Here is a 17,410-nt window from a genome sequence, read left to right as displayed (position 1 = left end):
GCGGTCCGGTCGTGCCCCGTGACACGACCGGACCGCGGGAGGATCAGCCGTTCTTCTTGGCCCGCTCGTACGCCTTGTTCACCAGGTCGATGTACTGCTGCGAGTTCTTGGCCTTGAGCTCGCTGACGTAGTTGTCCCACTCGGTCAGCGGCCGCTGGCCGAGGATGAACTTGACCGTCTGCTGGGTCACGTAGTCCTTGATGCCGCTCGCCCAGAGCGAGGACTGCTCGCGCTCGTCGGCGTTCAGCGGGGCCGGCGGCGGCACGGGCAGCGTCTTGCGCTTGCCCATCTCCTCCTGGAACTTCTGCTCCTCCGGCGGGAACTGCGAGTTGAGCAGCTTGGTGCTGCCGCCGTAGACGAACACGCCGTTGAAGAAGCCGTAGTCCACCTGGAGGTTCTTGGCGCCCGACGGGTTCAGGCCGCCCCAGTTGGCGTCACCGCTCAGCTTGAAGCTGCCGTCGTCGATCTTGCCGCTGTAGGTGGTGCCCTCGACGCCCCACTTGGCGAACACCTTGCCGGCGTCGGAGTACCACAGCCAGTCGACGAACTGCATCATGGCCACGAAGTTCTTGCTCTCCCGGGCCTTCTTGGAGATCATGACGCCGTTCTCGAGCCGGACCACGCCCTGCTTGGTGGCGCCCATCGGGCCCATCGGGCGCGGGATCTTGGTCACCGTCGCGCCGGCGATCTTCGCGATGTCCTTACGGCACTCGTTCACCAGGGTCTGCGCGTTGCAGCTCATCACCAGCGACCGGCCGTTCGCGAACTTCTGCCGCGCCTGGTCGTCCTGCTGGGTGAAGCTCTCCGGGTCGAGCAGCTTCTCACTGACGAGCTTGTTGAGGAACACCACCATCTGCTTGTACTGGTCCATGCTGCCGGTCAGCACGAACTTGCCGGCGCCGGCGTCCCAGGTGTGGTTCTGGTAGTCCCAGCCCGCGTGGGTGCCGAAGGCGTCGCTCATGATGCCGAGCAGGTTGCCGGCGGGGGCGTCCGGCGGATTGTGGCTCCACCGGTCCGACATCGGGTACTCGGCCGGGTTGAGCTGCTTCATCGCCCGCAGCATGTCGGCCACGTCGTCCCAGGTGGAGGGCGTCTTCAGGCTCAGCTTCTCGAGCACGTCGGTGCGCACCGCCAGCGAGTAGTCCAGCCAGACGTCCTCGTGCAGGCCCGGCAGCAGGTAGTACTTGCCGTCGGACGACTTGAAGGTGTCCAGGTCGGGCTTCATGTTCCACCTGGCGACCTGGTCCTTGAAGTTGGGCATCAGATCGATGTAGTCGCTCACCGGAAGGATGGCGCCGCCGGCGATGTACTGCTCCTCGTCCGGGTGGTACGTCTTCGGGATGATGAACGGGGCGTCGCCGCCGCTGACCATGACGCTGCGCTTCTGGTTGTAGTCGCTGGCCGGGATCACGGTGGGCTGCAGCGTGACGTTGGTCCGCTTGGTCAGCTCCGACCAGAACAGCCAGTCGGCCTTGTACGGATAGGTCGTACTGCTGAGCACCATGATCGGGAAGCTCAGCGCCTCGGTGGCCTTGAACTGGTCGCCGACGCCGTACTTGTCCATCGCGCCGCCACGGTTGGCGGAGAGGTCGTCGCTCTTGCCGGAGTCGTCGTCTCCGCCGCCGCATGCGGCGAGCGCCATCGCGGCGGCCGAGCCGAACGCGCCGGCCAGCAACTGGCGCCGAGAGAGGTGAGCCATGGACTTCCTCGTTTCGTGGGGGTGTGTTTTCCGGGGGTGTTTTCGTGGGGGTGTAGCGGTGGGCGGCTAGCCCTTGACCGCGCCGAGCATCACGCCACGGACGAAGTAGCGCTGGATGAACGGATAGATGCACATGATTGGCAGCGCGGTGAGCACGATGGTCACCGCCTTGATGTTCGCCGCGATCTGCAGCGCGGTATCGCTGGCCTCGCCCTGGTTGGAGCCGCCGGTCGAACCGGCGATGAGGTTGCGCAGATACACGGTCACCGGCATGAGCTCCAGCCGGTCCATGTACAGGTATGCGGAGAACCACGAGTTCCAGAAGGAGACGGCGTAGAACAGGACCATCGTGGCGATGACCGCCTTGGACAGCGGGAGCACGATGCGCAGCAGGGTCTGGTAGGTGTTCAGGCCGTCGACCGCGGCGGCCTCCTCCAGCTCCGCCGGCATGCTCTCGAAGAACGCCTTCATCACCAGCAGGTTGAAGACGTTGATCGCGTTGGGCAGCACGATGGCCCACAGCGTGTTGCGCAGCCCCAGACCGCTGATCAGTACGTAGTTGGGGATCAGGCCGCCGTTGAAGAACATGGTGAACACGGCGATCGCGATGAGGGCACCGCGGCCACGCAGGTGCTTCTTGGACAGCACGTAGGCGTAGCAGATGGTCAGCACGATCGAGATGACCGTGGCGACCACGGTGTACACCACGGTGTTGCGGTAGTTGGTCCAGAACATCGGGTCCGCCATCACCCGCCGATAGGTGACGAGGTTGAACCCGCGCGGCCAGAACGAGACCTGTCCGGTCCGGATGTGGTGCTCGTCGCTGAACGAGATCGACACGATGTTGAAGAACGGAACCAGTGTCAGCACCACGACAGCGGTCAGAATGACGCCGTTGACCACCTGGAACACCCGATACCCGCGACTGACGCGCTGTCCCTTGCGCCGGCGCGGTGCCAGCACCGGCTTGGCGGCTGCTTCGGTCACCACAGGCTCGTCCCCACCGCTCGACGCGAGATGAAGTTCGCCGACAGCACGAGCGTCAGGCCGATGACCGACTCGAACAGCCCGATGGCCGCGGCGTAGCTGAAGCTGCCGCTGACCACGCCGACCCGGTACAGGTAGGTGGGAATGACGTCGGCGGTCGGATAGGTCAGCGGGTTGTACAGCAGCAGCACCTTCTCGAACCCGACCGCCATGAAGGTGCCGATGTTCAGGATCAGCAGGGTGACCATGGTCGGACGGATCCCGGGCAGCGTGATGTGCCAGGTCTGCCGCCACCGGCTCGCCCCGTCGATCCGGGCCGCCTCGTAGAGGTCCTGGTCGATGGTGGTCAGCGCGGCGAAGTAGAGGATGGTGCCCCAGCCCACCGTCTGCCACATCTCGGAGGAGACGTAGATCGTGCGGAACCATTCGGGCTGCTGGATGAACGGGACCGTCTCGTGGCCGACCGCCTTGAGCGCCTGGTTCACCACGCCGTCGACGGAGACGATCTCGTAGACGAGCGCGGCCACCACGACGATCGACAGGAAGTGCGGCAGGTACGAGACGGTCTGCACGAACCGCTTGAGGAAACGGCTGCGCACCTCGTTGAGCAGCAACGCCAGCACGATCGGCATCGGGAAGCAGAACAGCAGGGTGAGCCCGCCGAGCACGAGAGTGTTGGTGAAGACGTCCCAGAACGTGGGGTCGTCGAGGAACATCTTGAAGTAGTGCAGGCCGCGCCACTCGTCGCCGAAGATGCTCCCGCCGGGCTGGTACCTGCGAAACGCGATGACGTTGCCGAGCATCGGCAGGTACCGGAAGATCACGAAGAACAGCACCGGCAGCACAGCCAGCGAATACAGCTGCCAGTCCCGGCGCAACGACTGCCGCCAGGTGCGCCGCCGGCCACGAAGGGGCTTGGCGGGCGCCGGCGTCGCGCCGGCACCCGGTGGAGCGCCGAGGACGGTGGGTGTACTCATCGATGAGCCTCCAGGATGGCGGGCCGGGACGCCGGCTCGACGGCGGCGAGCGACACCAGACGTCGCTGGTGGCCCACCTCGCGGACGTCTCCGGCGAGGCGAAGCGGCAGGGTCGCCTCGAACTGCGCGCTGGAGCGGCCGAAGCGCAGCTCCACGGCGCCGGGTTCGACGATTCGGCGGCCGTGCACCCCGGTGAACGACGTGACGTCGGCCGGGACCGCGAACGTCACGCGTGCCTGCTCGCCCGCGGCCAGCGGCACGCGGGCGTAGCCGATCAGCCGGACCACCGGCCGGGTGGTCTGCGCGACCGGGTCGTGCAGGTAGAGCTGGACCACCTCGGTACCGGCGCGGGTGCCGAGATTGCGGACGTCGACCGCGACGCTGACCTCGCCGTCGACCGGCCAGTCGGCCGCCGGCCCGAGCACCGTGGCGTTGCTCCACTCGAACTCGGTGTAGCCCAGGCCGTGTCCGAAGGGGTACGCCGCGGTGGGGTCGACGTTGGAGACCTCGGAGCGCCGGCCCAGCGGCGGGGCCAGGTAGGTGGTGGGCACCCCGGCGGCGTCGCGGGGAACGCTCACCGGCAGGCGCCCGGACGGGTTCACCGCGCCGGTGAGGACTTCGGCCACCGCGGCGCCGCCGAGCTGGCCGGGGAAGAACCCGTACAGCACGGCCGCAGCCGCCTCGGCCGCCTCGCCCAGCGCGTAGGGCCGGCCGGCGAGCACCACCAGCACCACGGGGGTACCGGTGGCGAGCACCGCGCGGACCAGGTCCGCCTGCACGCCGGGCAGGTCGAGGTCGGCGGCGTCGCAGCCTTCTCCGGAGGTACCCCGGCCGAACAGGCCCGACCGGTCGCCGACCGCGAGCACGCACACGTCGGCCTCCCGGGCCGCGGCGACCGCCGCCGCGAAGCCCGCGGTGTCCTCGCCCGTGACGGTGCATCCCTCGGCGTAGGCCAGGTCGGGGACGAGGCCGGCGAGTGCTTCGCGCAGCGACGGGATCCGGACCCCGAGCCCGTGCTCGGCGTGCGGACCCACGTGGACCGGGAAGGTGTAGCAGCCGAGCATCGCCATCGGGTCGTCGGCGACCGGCCCGACCAGCGCGATCCGGCGACCGGCGGGCAACGGCAGGATGCCGGTGTTGCGCACCAGGACCACCGCCTCGCGGGCGAGCCGGTGCGCGATGTCCCGGCCGGCGTCGTCATCCAGGCACAGGGTCTCCGGGTCGACGCCGGGCCGGTCCGGGTCGAGCAGACCGAGCTCGATCTTCTGGGTGAGCACCCGCAGCAGCGCCCGGTCGACAAGTGCCTCGTCAACGTCGCCCGCGCGGACCGCCGCGATCAGTTCGGCGCCGAAGGCGTCGACGGTCGGCAGCTCGACGTCAATGCCGGCCCGCAGCGCGAGCGCCGCGGCACCCGCCGCGTCGCCGGCGACCCGGTGCAGGCTCTGCAGGAACCGGACGGCGAAGTAGTCCGAGACCACGGTGCCGGTGAAGCCCCAGTCGTCCCGCAGCACGCGGGTGAGCAGGTGCTCGTCGGCGGCGACGGGGACGCCGTCGATCTCGGCGTAGGAGTGCATCACCGACCGGGCGCCGCCGAGCCGCAGCGCCATCTCGAACGGCGGCAGGATGACGTCGGAGAGCTCCCGCGGGCCCATCGGCACGGGTGCGAGGTTCCGCCCGCCGCGCGAGGCGGAGTACCCGGCGAAATGTTTCAGTGTGGCGACGACCCCGGCGCCCTCCAGGCCGCGCACGTAGGCGGCGCCGACGGTACCGACCAGGTAGGGGTCCTCGCCGATGGTCTCCTCGGTGCGGCCCCAGCGGTAGTCGCGGGTCACGTCCAGTACGGGCGCGAGCCCTTGGTGGACCCCGGCGGCGCGCATACCGGCCCCGATCCGGCCGGCCATCTGTTCGACGAGCTCCGGGTCGAAGGCGGCGCCCCAGCTCAGCGGGGTGGGGTAGACGGTCGCGCCCCAGGTGGCGAAGCCGGTCAGGCACTCTTCGTGCACCTGGGCCGGGATGCCGAACCGGCTGGTCGCCGCGATCTCGGCCTGGGCGGCGGCGAGGGCCTTCAGGCCGGTCGCCGGCTCGACGGGCGCGGTGCCGAAGGGCCTGGTGAGCTGGCCGAGGCCGTGCCGGATGACCTCCGGCCAGCGGATGCCGCCGCCCATGTCGGCCTGGTGCGGCGCGACTGCCACGCCGGTGGCGTCGGCGCCCACCCAGACCCCGACCAGCTGGGCGACCTTCTCCTCCAGCGTCATCAGCGGGACGAGCGCCCCGGCCCGCTCGGTGCTGGAGCGCGCCGGATCGCGCCACGGCGGGATCTCGCCCGGCGCTGGTTCCGTGTCGACCGACAGCTGGCTGCTCATGCCGTCCTTCCGCTGCCCTAACGGGCTTCCTGACGGTGGCCCCGGGCCGACCGTGCGGGTCCCCGTAAGTCGAAACTTTCGGAAACAAGCCTTTACGTGTGCGAAAATCTAGGTTCATGAAGTTGGGGGTGTCAAGGGTTCGACGGGACCCGGTTCAGCCTTTCGTGCCAGCCTGGACGCCGGAAAGCCGCACCAGTGCCGACGAAGATCGGATCACGGCGATCGGCCGTCCGGTGCTACAGTCCGTCGAAACTTACGGGACGAGGCCTACGGGATTTCGACGACCAGGGACTTCGATGACCACTGACAGACCCGGCTCCACCACCATCGCGACCATCGCCAACGAGGTCGGCGTGTCGGTGGCTACCGTCAGCAAGGTCCTCAACGGACGCACCGACGTCGCGCCCGAAACCCGCGCGCGGGTCGAGGCCAGCCTCGAACGGCACAGCTACCGCCGCCGGGTTTCCCGGCAGGCGACCGGTAGCTCCGGCCAGATCGACCTGGTCTTCCACGAGTTCGACTCGGAGTGGGCCATGGAGATCATTCAGGGCGTCGAGGCGGTCACCGCCGTCTCCGGCCACGACCTGATGCTCTCGCAGCTGGGCGGCCGGCATCATCCCCCGCAGCAGTGGGTCGACGCGCTGCCGAACCGCCGCCCCCTTGGCGTCCTCTTCGTCGTCTCCAGCCCGACCCAGGCACAGCAGCAGCAGCTTCAGCGCCAGCGGATCCCGTTCGTGGTCATCGACACCGACAGCGCGACGTCGGCGTCGGTGCCCACCGTCGGCTCGAGCAACTTCAACGGCGGCCTGCAGGCCACCCGGCACCTGCTGGAGCTGGGACACCGGCGGCTCGCGGTGATCTCGGGCCACGAGGACGTGCTGTGCAGCCGGGAGCGGGTCGCCGGATTCCGGTTCGCCCATGAGGAGGCCGGTGTCGCGGTCGATGCGGAACTGGTGCGCTACGGCAACTTCACGGTCGAGAGCGGCTACCGGCACGGCATGGACCTGCTCAACCGGCCCGAGCGCCCCACCGCCATCTTCGCCGGCGCCGACATGCAGGCGGTCGGCGTGCTGCGCGCGGCCCGCCGCCTCGGCCTGCGCATCCCCGACGACCTGTCCCTGATCGGATACGACAACCTGCCGATGTCGGCCTGGACCGACCCGGCATTGACCACCATCAACCAGCCGCTGCGCGACATGGCCGGCACCGCCGCCCGCATCCTGCTCGACCTGGCCCGCGGGGTGCCGATCACCACCACCCGCATCGACCTGGTCACCGAACTGATCGTGCGGGAGAGCACGGCACCGCCGACCAGCTGATCCGAACGAGGAACCATGGCACTGTTCGACCTGCCGCTCGACGAACTCCGCCGATACGCCCCCACGGTCGGCGAGCCCGCCGACTTCGACGAGTTCTGGGCGGCCACGCTGCACCGCGAGGCCACCGCGCCGGTAGTGCTCGAAGTCCGGCCGGAACCGACCGGCCTGCGGCTGGTGGACACCTGGGACGTCACCTTCGCCGGCTTCGGCGGTGAGCCGGTGCGCGCCTGGTACACCCGCCCGGCCGGGGTGGACTCGCCGCTGCCCGCCGTGGTCGAGTACATCGGGTACGGCCGCGGCCGCGGCCTGCCGCACGAGCGCCTCACCTGGCCGGTGGCCGGCTACGCCCACCTGCTCATGGACGTCCGGGGCCAGGGCAGCCAGTACGGCAGCGGCGGCGACACCCCGGACCCGCACGGCGGCACCCGCGGCGGCCCGTGGCCGATCACCTGGGGCATCACGAGCCCGCACGACTACTACTACCGGCGGCTCATCGCCGACGCGGTCGCCGCGATCGCCGCCGTGCGAGAGCTTCCCGGGGTGGACCCGGCGGGGGTGGTCGCCGCCGGCAACAGCCAGGGCGGCGCGCTCGCGCTCGCCGTCGCCGGGCTGGTTCCCGACCTCGCCGCGCTCATCGCCACCGCGCCGCTGCTGTGCCACCTCCAGCGCGCCATCGACATCACCGACGCGCCGCCATACGGCGAGATCGTCAACTACCTGGCCGTCAACCGGGAACACGAGGCCGCGGTACGCCGCACACTGTCGTACGTGGACGGTGTGAGCTTCGCCCGCCGGGCCACCGCGCCCGCCCACTTCGGCGCCGGCCTGCGCGACACCGTCTGCCCGCCGAGCACCATCTTCGCGGCGTACAACCAGTACGGGCAGGCGCACGGCGGGGCGGCGCCGGAGCAGAACACGATCCAGGTGTACCCGTTCAACCACCACGAGGGCGGCGACGCGTACCAGGTCCAGCGGCAGTTGCACTGGCTCGCCGGGATCCTGCGCAGCCCCCGGCGGGAGCCCGTAGGCAGCCGCTGAGCATCGCTACGGCAAGGTCCATCGTTGCGCATCGGACCGGTTGCAGGCCGCCACGCGCTGCGGACCCCGGCTGCCCGGGTCGTCGTCCGGCCCGCTGAGACACAGCCCTGACGCCGGATTGATCAGCGAGTCCGCGGATCCCGACCGCCATTGCTGGCCGGGGCCGCCGTCGCAGGCCTGCAGGGCGACCTGGCCGCCGGTTGCCTGCAGGCATCGGCCCATGGTCTGCACGGTGCCGTCGCGCGCCACGGTCCATGTCTGGCCCGAACTGCCGTTGCACTCCCACCTGCGCGCCCTGTCGGCCTGCGGGCCGGCGGCGCCGTCGAGGCACAGCCCGGAGACGCCGGTGATCCGGCCGGTGCGATTCGCGGCCGGCGGTGGTTGCAGCGGCGCGGGCTGCTCATCGAGGGCAGGGGCATCGCTCGGCTGCGTGCTGTCCGATGGCTGCGGTGGCGCCGTGGATCCAGCCGGCGGCCCGGACGGGGCCGGCGCTCCGGCCGTCGACGGCGCTCCGGCCCTTGACGGCGTGCTCGATGCCGGCGACGGCGGTGGGGCCTGCACGGCGCCGGTGGTGAGATGACGGTCCTTCGGTGCTGCGACACCGTCCGCATTTGCGGCCGGAGCCGGCGGCTGGCCGCCGACGACGAGTACGAGTGCGGTGGTGCCCAGCAGCAGGATCAGCGTGCCCAGGCCGACGGTGAGCACGCGACGCCGGCGGCGATGGACGTGCCTCGTCAGGGTGGAGCCGATTCGCCGGCCTGCCCGCGTGGCGCCGGTGCGGTTGGGCGCCGCCGCGGGCCGGCCGTGCTGCTCGGGTCGCCCGGCCGAAGGCGATGGCCCGCCCCTGACCTCGTCCGCGGGGTGTTCCGTGCGCTGACGAAGGCGGACGTAGGGACGCACCAGCAGCGGCTCGTCGTCGATCTCCGATCCGGCCGTGCCCGGCTCCGTCTCATCGGGGTGCGTCATTCGCCGGCCGCCTTCTCCACCGCGGGCCGTCGGCCCGGGTGCGGCCGGGTGTTCATAACGCGGTACTCGACGTCGTCGCGGCCGGCCGCTCGATCATCATCAACAGCGCGTCAATCGGCATGCGCCGAAGGTAGCGACCATTGCCGTACGCCAATGAGATCCGCGAAGGGTGAAAGGAAAATTCACCCTCCGCCTCACCCTGGCGCGAACGCCCTGCGGGCAGTTCGGGTGCTAGGCCGCCCGGAGATCTGACACTTTCCCGACACTCCCGCCGATCCGAGTAACTCGAGCGGGCCGTTGCACGCTCATTCACCCAGACACACATTCCAGGCGGGGTGGACGCGGTGGACGCATCTGGAAGGCGCGGCTCAGCAACCGGCTGCGCGTGCCGCGATCCTGCCCTGTGCCGTGATCGTCAGCATCCCCACCAAGGACCGCCATGAAGGACTACAGGGCACCCGAAACCCGCAGCGAGGCCCTCGCAATCCTTGAAAAGCACACCGAACGGGACGGAATCTGCGAAGGCTGCCTGGCCTCGTGGGCACGGCTGGTCGCTTTCCCCTGCTCGCACGCGCAGTCGGCACACCGCATCCTCGCCGATGCTCCCGCCGCACCGGAAGTCCCCCCGTCGCCGCCTATGCAGCGGCGTCCGGGTGCCGCTCCAGCCATTCGGCCACAGCCTGACGGATGATGCCCGAACGCCCCGACCGGTCACGCCCTGCAGCATGGTCGAGCCGCGCAACCATGTCGCCCGGCATCTTGACCGTGACGACCTTCTCGACCGGCATGCCGGTTGCATCGACCTGAACCAAGGTGGCGCCTTCAACTCGCTCGCCAGACGCGATCAGCTCGCTCAGGTCGTTGGTCTCGAACCAGGCTGCGATTTCGTCCGGTGTCATCGCCTTGAAGTCCGGCAGTGCCATCGCTACGCTCCCATCCGCTTGTTCCACTGAGCGATCTCGCTGGTCTCAGCGAAGTGGGCCCGCAGGACCAACCAGACGAACGAATCATCCCTGCGATGCAGCAGCACGGCCACGAGGCGTGGTCCTGCGGGAGCGACCACCGCAAGCATCAGCTCGTTGAGCCTGATCTGCAAGGTCAGCTCGCTCGGCCGCTCCAGCGCTTCAGCGACATCCGCAACGGTCAGGTCGTCCCGCAGGATCGCCTCAGGGCGCTCACCCGGTTGCGGCATACGCCATTGAATCTCGCCCACGACTCAAGGGTAATACCGGTAATACCTCGCGGTGCAAGCGGGCACGACGTACTCGCAGATAGCGCAGTGCCGCTACCACCACGAATGAGATAGTTCTGCCACTGCTGTCCAGCCAGGTGGCGCACTCGCGTAGCCCGCCGCGCATGCGGGCCCGCCTTGAAGCTAGGGCGACGCGTGGTGACGCCGCCGGCCAGACGCTGACGCGCCAGCGTTACGTGAGCCCGCTCGATGTGCTGGCCGGGATGGGCTGGGTGCCACTCAGCTGGTGGTGGACTGGGCGGCACGGCCGGGTGCCAGCTCCTGGAGGCGGTCGCAGCGTGTCGGCCGACCGGCTTGCCCGACACGCTGGAGGCGTTCCACCGCTGGGTCGCCAGCCGCGGCCTGCGCCCCCTCACGCTCACCATCCCGTTCGCTGCGTCCCCGTGTGGGCGGCTACGCAACGCCGAGAGCGCCCGGCAGTGGCCGCGCGGCGGCAATGGGGGTGCGGGTTGGGAACCCCCGTCCGCGCCGAGACGCGAGAGGGCGCAATGGAGCGAACGATGCACCATGCGATCGCACGCTCATGGTCGCCGGTGAACGCCGACGTTCGCCCATGTAGTCGAGCGAGGATGACATCCCGGTCGAGCCGCATCAGCGACCTCAGCGACGCTCACCTCGATGAGCTTCGCCGCCGACGACGTCGATGCCGGTGACTTGACAGCGATCATCACGACGACGACACTCGCCGGACACGATCCCGTCATCAATCACCTCAGGCGCGGCGAAGCTGTAAACGTTTACAAACGCTGAGGAGCCCCCCGTGAAGCGTTTCCTCATCCCCATACTCTCGGTACTCGTCCTCGTCGTGGGCGGCGTCGGCACGGCCGAGGCGGGCCGCACCCAACCCGGCACTCTCGTCACCGCAACGGCGGACAGTCCGGCGCTGGGAGAGCAGATCGCATACACCGCCTACCTGCCCTACGGGTACGACAAGAACACCGGTCGCTACCCGGTGCTGTACCTGCTGCACGGCCGCGGCGACACGATGGCCGCTTGGACGCAGGTGAAGTCCGCACTGGACCAGCTGATCCAGCAGAAGACGATCCCGCCGGTCATCGCGATCCTGCCGGACGCACCGTGGAACGAGCGGGGCAACTGGTACGTCGACTCGCGCTACGACAGCGGCCGACCGGTCGAGACCGCGCTGACCCGCGACCTGATCAGCGCCGTCGACGCCAAGTACCGCACCGCACCGATCCGGCAGGCTCGCCTGGTCGGCGGCTACTCGATGGGCGGCGCCGGCGCGCTGCGCTTCGCCCTCGCCCACCAGGATCTGTTCGGGTCGGCGCTGGTGCTCAGCCCGGCCGTCTACACGCCGCTACCGCCGGCCGACTCGTCCACCCGGGAGTTCGGCGCGTTCGGCGACGGCGCCGCAGCCTTCTCCGACGCGGTCTACCAGGAGCTGAACTACCCGGCGCTGCTGCGGCACGTCGACGCCGACCTGCCGGTGCGGCTGTTCATCGCGGTCGGTGACGACGAGTTTGCCAATCCCGACCCCGCCGACGCCCACCACGACCTCGACTTCGAGGCCGAGGCGCTGTACAACGCCGCCCGCCGGGTCCCCGGAATCTCGGCCGAGATGCGCATTCTCAACGGCGGGCACGGCTGGGACGTCTGGGGCCCGGCGTTCGCCGACGGCATGGCGGATCTCGGCCCGCTGCTGAGCACCGTCGCACCGCAGGGCCTCCCGGCGGCGCCCGTCGGGACGGCCGGCGTCGACTGGGCAGGCGGCGTCGCGCCCGGCCCGGACGGTTCGGTCACCACGGGGTTCGCCGCCAGCGGGTCGTTCGGCGGCCAGCCGTACCACGGCAAACTGGACGCGGTGGTGACCCGCCGCAACGCTGACGGCACGACGGCCTGGACCACCCAGCTCGGCACCGCGGCGGACGAGCGGCTGTACGGCGTGGTCGCGCTGCCGGACGGCGGCGTGCTCGCCACCGGCTACACCAGGGGCGACCTCGACGGTCAGCACCCGGGCGCGAGCACCGACGACGCGTTCGTGGTGCGCCTGAACGCGGCCGGCACAGTCCAGTGGATCACGCAGTTCGGTGTCGCGAGCGCGGCGGATCGCGGCTACGGCCTCGCGGCCGGCCCGGACGGCGGCGCCTACGTCACCGGCTACACCAAGCGAGCGCTCGACGGCGCCAACGCCGGCGACAAGGACGCCTTCCTGGCCCGCGTCACCGCCACCGGCCAGCTCTCCTGGGTGCACCAGCTCGGCGGGGCCGGCGAGGACAAGGCGTTCGGCGTGGCGGCTGATGGCAATGGTGCCTACGTCGTGGGTACCGCCGGTGCGGCCCTGCCCGGGACGCAGGCACTCGGCGGGTACGACGGCTGGCTCGCGCGGTACACCGACGCTGGGGCGCTGTCCTGGGTGACGGCGCTCGGCGGCGCAGACGACGACCGGCTCAACGGCGTCGCCGTCACGACCGGCGGGCTCGCCGTGGTGACCGGATCCGCGGGCGGCGATCTGATCGCCGCCGCATACACCGCCGCCGGGCAGCAGCGCTGGACCACCACGGTGGACAGCGGCGCGACCGACGGTGGTGCGGCGGTCGCGGCGCTGCCGGACGGTGGCGTCGAACTGGTCGGGTACACCCGCGGCCGGATGACCGTCCCGGCGGGCGGAGCGGATGTGCTGACCGTCCGGCTGTCGGCGAAGGGCAAGACGCTCGCCACCGGGCAGTTCGGCTCGGCTCGCGACGACGGCCTCGACCCGTTCGCCGAACCCAACCTCTACGCCGCGGCCGCCGCGGACGGGACCGTGCTGATCAGCGGGCTGACCTACGCGAGCAACGGCCCCGGAAACGGCGACGTGTTCACCGGATGAGCTGCTACACGGAAGTTGTGCCGTCGGTGTCCGATTCGGCGCCAACTTCCGTGTAGCTGGTCCGGCAACGCGCCGGGCGGGCTTAATCACTGGACGGACGGCGGCCGGCCGCGGTAGCGTTCCGACGACCGTGGTCCGGCCTGAGGGGGTGAGCGCCGTGAACGTTGTAGCGATGTGGGTGCTCCCCATTCCCGTCACGGTCGGGCGACAGCAGTAGGTGCTGCCCGGGAGCGTCTCTTTGGGATCTCCCGAAAGGTGACACCGATGAACACACTCGTCATCACGCGCGTCGCCGAGCGGCAGTGGCATGCCCTCGACGACGACCTCGTGGTCGGCCGCGGCGACGCCTCGCCCCGCCCGGACGGCCGCCTCTTCCTGAGCATCGACGCCTGGCACGACGACGTCTTCGCCCGCCTCGCCGGGGCCATGCTGGCCGACCTGCCGCGGCCGCTGTACACCGTCGTGGACGAGGCCGACCTCGACCTGCGAACCCGGTGGGTGCAGGCCGGCCTGACCACCCGCCGCCGCGAGTTGGAGTACGTCATGTCGAGCGGCGGCGGTGGTGCAGCACCACCGCCGGGTCTGACGTTCCTGCCGATCGGCACCGCAGAGCTGGACCCGCTGCGCCAGCTGGACCACACAATCCGCGCCGAGATCGAAGCCACGATCGGCTGGGATCAGATGCCGGCAGCGGTACTGTCCCGGCCGCTCGACCCCACCCACTACGCGGTCGCCGCCGAGCTCGACGCCTACGTGGGCCTGGCCCGACTGGCGCTGCTGCCGAGGCACACGAGGATCGGCCTCATCGCGGTCCGGTCCGACCACCGCCGCCGCGGCATCGCCCACGCCCTGCTCGCGGAGATCCTGGCCGCCACCCACGCCCGCGGCGTCGCTACGGTCTCCGCAGACGTACACGAGGCCAACACGGCGGCCATCGCCCTCTTCGAGGCCGCCGGCGCGCGCCGCACCGGCAGCAACCTCGAGCTGGTGATCCACTGATGCCCAAGGCAACCGACGGCATCCAGCTCGAGGGCATCGTGCTGGAGTGCCTGCGCGACGCCAAGTTCCGCGTCGAGCTCCCCAACGGCCACATCGTCCTGGCCCACATCAGCGGCAAGATCCGTAAGAACTACATCAAAATCCTGCCGTTCGACCGCGTGCTGGTCGAGCTCAGCCAGTACGACCTGACGAGGGGCCGGATCCTCTTCCGGTACCGCAACTAGCTCTCGGAAACGAAGGACGGCGCCGGTCTCCCGGCGCCGTCCTCGTCAGTGCGCTGCATCTTCGGCGCCCGGTGGCGGAGTTGCACGCATGGTGCGTGTGATCCTCGAGTCGGGCAGGAGAAGCCACGCCAGCGGCGTCGAGGCTGAGGGTCCGGCGTAGTCGCTGTCTCGGGCGCTGGACGAACACTACCGGCGCAGCCGGCGGTCGCCGGTGGCGCTGATCCCGAGATGCTTGCGCAACTGCCGGAGGGTGCGCCGGTTGTGCCCGGCCACATCCGCGAACTGTCGCCTCGGGTTACCGAACATCCACAGCCTGGTGCGCTCGCCGTCCCCGTTTCATCGTGCCAGGACATGGTCGGGGTGCGGGCGAACAGCAACGTGGTATCGCCGTCATGGAGGGCGTCCACACCGCTGCGTGGCACCACCCGGCTCCGGCACATCCCGCGAATGGTGACGGTCTGCCCCTCGACGATGACTGCCATACGGTAGCCACGCACGGCCAGCACCACGCCGAGTGCAACCACTGGGACCGCCATCGCCAAGAGCGCGGCATCCGCCTCCCGCATCGCGCCGGCGCCGACGAGCGCGGCAGATAGCGAACCAGGAAGCGCGCACGCGATCCGGGTCTCCAGCAGGGGCCGGAACACTAGCGCAGGAGCGGGCATGGCGCCATTCTGGCCTGCCCTGCAGCGCGTCTGCGATGCCGCCGAGGAAGGTCGTCGCGTCGGCTGGCGGTCGCGGCGTCGGCGACCGGACCATGACGTCGAGCGCGACATCCTCGGCAACGCTGGTCCGGCCGGCCTCCGCCACGGCCGTAGCCGCCGCGGCGAGCAAACTCGGTTGCGTCGGCGGGAGGCGGCTGGTCTGTTGGGGAGCATGGCAGTGGCCGGCGATGCTGTGCGGGCCTGATTCCGCCGGGCGCGGTTCGTAGACGTGCCGGGGGTGCCGCGCGGGCCGTCACGGCCGCGGCCCGGCCTGCGTGCCCGCTGGATGGAAAGGGAGGCAACTCGTGGCTGACCACAGTGGCGGCGGCTGGGATCTCATCGCGACACCCTGGCACCTCGACGAGCACATCCCGGCCTTCCCGATCCCAGCCAACGTGACCGAGACGATCAGCCCGGCCCTTCCCGCCGGCCCCGCGCCCGGCCGGACGACGCTGCGGTACCAGGCGGTCGCCGACGCGGCGGCACGGGCAGCCAGGCCGCTGCTGCTGTCCGGCGACTGCCCCGCTGCCCTGGGAGCAGTGGCCGGGCTGCAGCGCCGCCATCGCGACCTGACAGTGGTGTGGCTGGACGCGCACGGCGACTTCAACACCCCGGCCATAACGATCAGCGGCTACCTCGGCGGCATGGCGCTGGCGATGCTGACCGGCCGGGCACCCGAACCCTTCTGCGACGCACTCGGGCTGCGGCCGGTGGCCGACACTCACGTCGTGCTCGCTGACGCCAGGGACCTCGACCCCGCCGAGCGCGACGCCCTGACCGCCAGCCAGGTCCACCGCGTGCCCGCCGACCCTGCCGCGATCACCTCCGCCCTCGACGGGCTCGGCCGCACGCCGGTCTACCTGCACCTCGACGTCGATGTCATCGACAGCGCGCAACTGCCCGGCCTGCGCTTCCCCTCAGGCCCCGGACCCTCCGTCACCCAGATCGAGGATTGCCTGGCCGCCGTCTGCGCCACCGGCGATGTGAGAGCCGCCAGCATCGCCTGCGCCTGGCTGCCCGACCGCGTCAGTGACGGGGCCACGCGCGAGACGATCACCCGGCTCGCCAGAGCACTCGGCGCCGACCTGGCATGGACCGAACCCGCCGACCGCTGACCGTTGTGCTGGCCGGATGTGTCACCCACGTCCCGCCGAGTGCTGGTGGAGTTGAGTCGAAAGACCTTGGTCTAAGCGATCTTGGTTGGGGCGGGCCGGCGTGGGTACCGATCCCGACCATGACGATCAGCGCAGGCGAGTTGGTTCGGCGCAACGCGGTGTTCGCCGCGACGGGGGCCTTCGCCGGTCTTCCCTTCCCGACCAGCGACACCCTGCAGGTGCTCGGCTGCGTTGACTCCCGGGTCGACCCGAGTGATGTACTCGGTCTCGAGCTCAGCGTCGTACGGCTTCTGCCCGACCGCGCAGTGATAGCAGTGCGCAACGCCGTCGCCGCCACGGCGGACGGCGTGAAGTGTCACAACCCCGAAAGCCTTGGTTGTGGCTGGCGCGGTGGGGATGACGCGGGCCCGTGCGGACGCCGAGACGGTGGCCCGTTCAGCCTCGGTGCAGAGTGGGAGCGACTCCGCCAAGGAAACGCTGATCTGGCCGCGCGGAGCGCCAGGCCAGTGGCCGCGCAGCGGCCATGGGGGGTGCGGGGTGGGAACCCCCCGCCCGCGCCGAAGGCGCGAAGAAGCACAGTGGGGCGGGCGGGACTCGAACCCGCGACCAAGGGATTATGAGTCCCCAGCTCTAACCTGCTGAGCTACCGCCCCGAGCGTCGCAAGCTTACCGAGCCGCACAAGTCAAATGTCGCCCGGAAACGGGCCGCGCCGTGAAAAAAGGCCCCCTGAAGGGGCCGTACTGCTCCCGCGATAGGACTCGAACCTATAACCTGCCGGTTAACAGCCGGCTGCTCTGCCAATTGAGCTACGCGGGACCGCGTCTCCCCCTGTTCGAGGGCGACCGGGAAAGAGTACAGCATGACTTGGGGGGTCCACGCCAGCGGGTATCCCAATCCGCGACCTGGACCACCGCTTCGGGTGCCATGAGCTGGCAA

Annotated in this window: 14 protein-coding genes and 2 tRNA genes; 7 read left to right on the top strand and 9 right to left on the bottom strand. The window is 70.2% G+C overall.

Translation table 11 applies throughout. The features are described 5' to 3' along the window. Positions 1 to 43: 43 nt before the first annotated feature. The 4 genes from ABD901_RS51435 to ABD901_RS51420 form a co-directional block, all read right to left on the bottom strand. Positions 44 to 1,699 (bottom strand): ABC transporter substrate-binding protein, encoded by a 1,656-nt coding sequence (locus ABD901_RS51435; protein ID WP_345141265.1) that lies wholly within the window; start codon positions 1,697 to 1,699, stop codon positions 44 to 46. A 66-nt stretch (positions 1,700 to 1,765) separates the two neighbouring features. Then, positions 1,766 to 2,686, bottom strand: a complete 921-nt coding sequence (locus ABD901_RS51430) for a carbohydrate ABC transporter permease (RefSeq protein WP_345141262.1) — start codon at positions 2,684 to 2,686, stop codon at positions 1,766 to 1,768. Beyond that, positions 2,683 to 3,663 (bottom strand): ABC transporter permease, encoded by a 981-nt coding sequence (locus tag ABD901_RS51425; RefSeq protein WP_345141259.1) that lies wholly within the window; start codon positions 3,661 to 3,663, stop codon positions 2,683 to 2,685. The genes ABD901_RS51430 and ABD901_RS51425 overlap by 4 nt, the downstream gene beginning before the upstream one ends. Further along, complete coding sequence (locus ABD901_RS51420; protein WP_345141255.1) at positions 3,660 to 6,026, bottom strand: beta-xylosidase/alpha-l-arabinosidase; 2,367 nt, start codon at positions 6,024 to 6,026, stop codon at positions 3,660 to 3,662. Before ABD901_RS51420 ends, ABD901_RS51425 begins: the two co-directional genes overlap by 4 nt. A 296-nt stretch (positions 6,027 to 6,322) precedes the next feature. On the opposite strand from ABD901_RS51420, the gene ABD901_RS51415 reads away from it, so the two are divergent. Together ABD901_RS51415 and ABD901_RS51410 are read left to right on the top strand one after the other, a co-directional pair. After that, positions 6,323 to 7,345, top strand: a complete 1,023-nt coding sequence (locus tag ABD901_RS51415; RefSeq protein ID WP_345141252.1) for a LacI family DNA-binding transcriptional regulator — start codon at positions 6,323 to 6,325, stop codon at positions 7,343 to 7,345. Between the two features lie 15 nt (positions 7,346 to 7,360). Further along, positions 7,361 to 8,383: an acetylxylan esterase gene (locus ABD901_RS51410; RefSeq protein WP_345141249.1), complete on the top strand. Its 1,023-nt coding sequence runs from the start codon at positions 7,361 to 7,363 to the stop codon at positions 8,381 to 8,383. 6 nt (positions 8,384 to 8,389) lie between these two features. Here the strand turns inward: ABD901_RS51410 and ABD901_RS51405 are convergent, their stop codons facing one another. The 3 genes from ABD901_RS51405 to ABD901_RS51395 form a co-directional block, all read right to left on the bottom strand. After that, a complete protein-coding gene (locus tag ABD901_RS51405; protein ID WP_345141247.1) occupies positions 8,390 to 9,349 on the bottom strand; it encodes a ricin-type beta-trefoil lectin domain protein in 960 nt (319 codons plus the stop codon). A gap of 635 nt (positions 9,350 to 9,984) precedes the next feature. Further along, complete coding sequence (locus ABD901_RS51400) at positions 9,985 to 10,272, bottom strand: ribbon-helix-helix domain-containing protein (RefSeq protein ID WP_345141245.1); 288 nt, start codon at positions 10,270 to 10,272, stop codon at positions 9,985 to 9,987. A 2-nt stretch (positions 10,273 to 10,274) separates the two neighbouring features. Then, entirely contained in the window at positions 10,275 to 10,562 is a 288-nt protein-coding gene (locus ABD901_RS51395) for a hypothetical protein (RefSeq protein WP_345141242.1), read from the bottom strand. A gap of 657 nt (positions 10,563 to 11,219) precedes the next feature. On the opposite strand from ABD901_RS51395, the gene ABD901_RS51390 reads away from it, so the two are divergent. The 5 genes from ABD901_RS51390 to ABD901_RS51370 all read left to right on the top strand — a co-directional run bounded on the left by ABD901_RS51390 (position 11,220) and on the right by ABD901_RS51370 (position 16,473). Then, a complete protein-coding gene (locus ABD901_RS51390; RefSeq protein WP_345141240.1) occupies positions 11,220 to 11,351 on the top strand; it encodes a hypothetical protein in 132 nt (43 codons plus the stop codon). Positions 11,352 to 11,361: 10 nt separating this feature from the next. Further along, the gene (locus ABD901_RS51385; RefSeq protein ID WP_345141237.1) at positions 11,362 to 13,431 is read left to right on the top strand and encodes an alpha/beta hydrolase-fold protein; all 2,070 of its coding nucleotides are present in this window, start codon (positions 11,362 to 11,364) and stop codon (positions 13,429 to 13,431) included. A gap of 264 nt (positions 13,432 to 13,695) precedes the next feature. Further along, positions 13,696 to 14,430, top strand: coding sequence for a GNAT family N-acetyltransferase (locus ABD901_RS51380; protein WP_345141234.1), 735 nt, complete (start codon positions 13,696 to 13,698; stop codon positions 14,428 to 14,430). Beyond that, positions 14,430 to 14,654: a translation initiation factor IF-1 gene (gene infA / locus ABD901_RS51375; RefSeq protein ID WP_345141232.1), complete on the top strand. Its 225-nt coding sequence runs from the start codon at positions 14,430 to 14,432 to the stop codon at positions 14,652 to 14,654. The genes ABD901_RS51380 and infA overlap by 1 nt, the downstream gene beginning before the upstream one ends. Positions 14,655 to 15,663: 1,009 nt before the next feature. Further along, positions 15,664 to 16,473 carry an arginase family protein gene (locus ABD901_RS51370; protein WP_345141230.1) on the top strand — a complete coding sequence of 270 codons (810 nt, stop codon included), beginning with the start codon at positions 15,664 to 15,666 and terminating at the stop codon, positions 16,471 to 16,473. Positions 16,474 to 17,052: 579 nt separating this feature from the next. On the opposite strand, the gene ABD901_RS51365 is transcribed toward ABD901_RS51370, so the two are convergent. Both ABD901_RS51365 and ABD901_RS51360 read right to left on the bottom strand, forming a co-directional pair. Next, a tRNA-Ile gene (locus ABD901_RS51365) sits at positions 17,053 to 17,126 on the bottom strand. A 91-nt stretch (positions 17,127 to 17,217) separates the two neighbouring features. Then, positions 17,218 to 17,290, bottom strand: a tRNA-Asn gene (locus ABD901_RS51360). Positions 17,291 to 17,410: the final 120 nt, after the last annotated feature.

The sequence above is a fragment of the Dactylosporangium darangshiense genome (assembly GCF_039537565.1).
Lineage (GTDB): Bacteria > Actinomycetota > Actinomycetes > Mycobacteriales > Micromonosporaceae > Dactylosporangium > Dactylosporangium darangshiense.
This window is presented reverse-complemented; position numbering and strand designations above follow the sequence as displayed.

Coding starts and splice junctions, on each gene's coding strand:
- ABD901_RS51390 (WP_345141240.1), top strand. CDS start 11,220: ATGAGCTTCGCCGCCGACGACGTCGATGCCGGTGACTTGACAGCGATC.
- ABD901_RS51410 (WP_345141249.1), top strand. CDS start 7,361: ATGGCACTGTTCGACCTGCCGCTCGACGAACTCCGCCGATACGCCCCC.
- ABD901_RS51415 (WP_345141252.1), top strand. CDS start 6,323: ATGACCACTGACAGACCCGGCTCCACCACCATCGCGACCATCGCCAAC.
- ABD901_RS51425 (WP_345141259.1), bottom strand. CDS start 3,663: ATGAGTACACCCACCGTCCTCGGCGCTCCACCGGGTGCCGGCGCGACG.
- ABD901_RS51380 (WP_345141234.1), top strand. CDS start 13,696: ATGAACACACTCGTCATCACGCGCGTCGCCGAGCGGCAGTGGCATGCC.
- ABD901_RS51420 (WP_345141255.1), bottom strand. CDS start 6,026: ATGAGCAGCCAGCTGTCGGTCGACACGGAACCAGCGCCGGGCGAGATC.
- ABD901_RS51400 (WP_345141245.1), bottom strand. CDS start 10,272: ATGGCACTGCCGGACTTCAAGGCGATGACACCGGACGAAATCGCAGCC.
- ABD901_RS51435 (WP_345141265.1), bottom strand. CDS start 1,699: ATGGCTCACCTCTCTCGGCGCCAGTTGCTGGCCGGCGCGTTCGGCTCG.
- ABD901_RS51405 (WP_345141247.1), bottom strand. CDS start 9,349: ATGACGCACCCCGATGAGACGGAGCCGGGCACGGCCGGATCGGAGATC.
- infA (WP_345141232.1), top strand. CDS start 14,430: ATGCCCAAGGCAACCGACGGCATCCAGCTCGAGGGCATCGTGCTGGAG.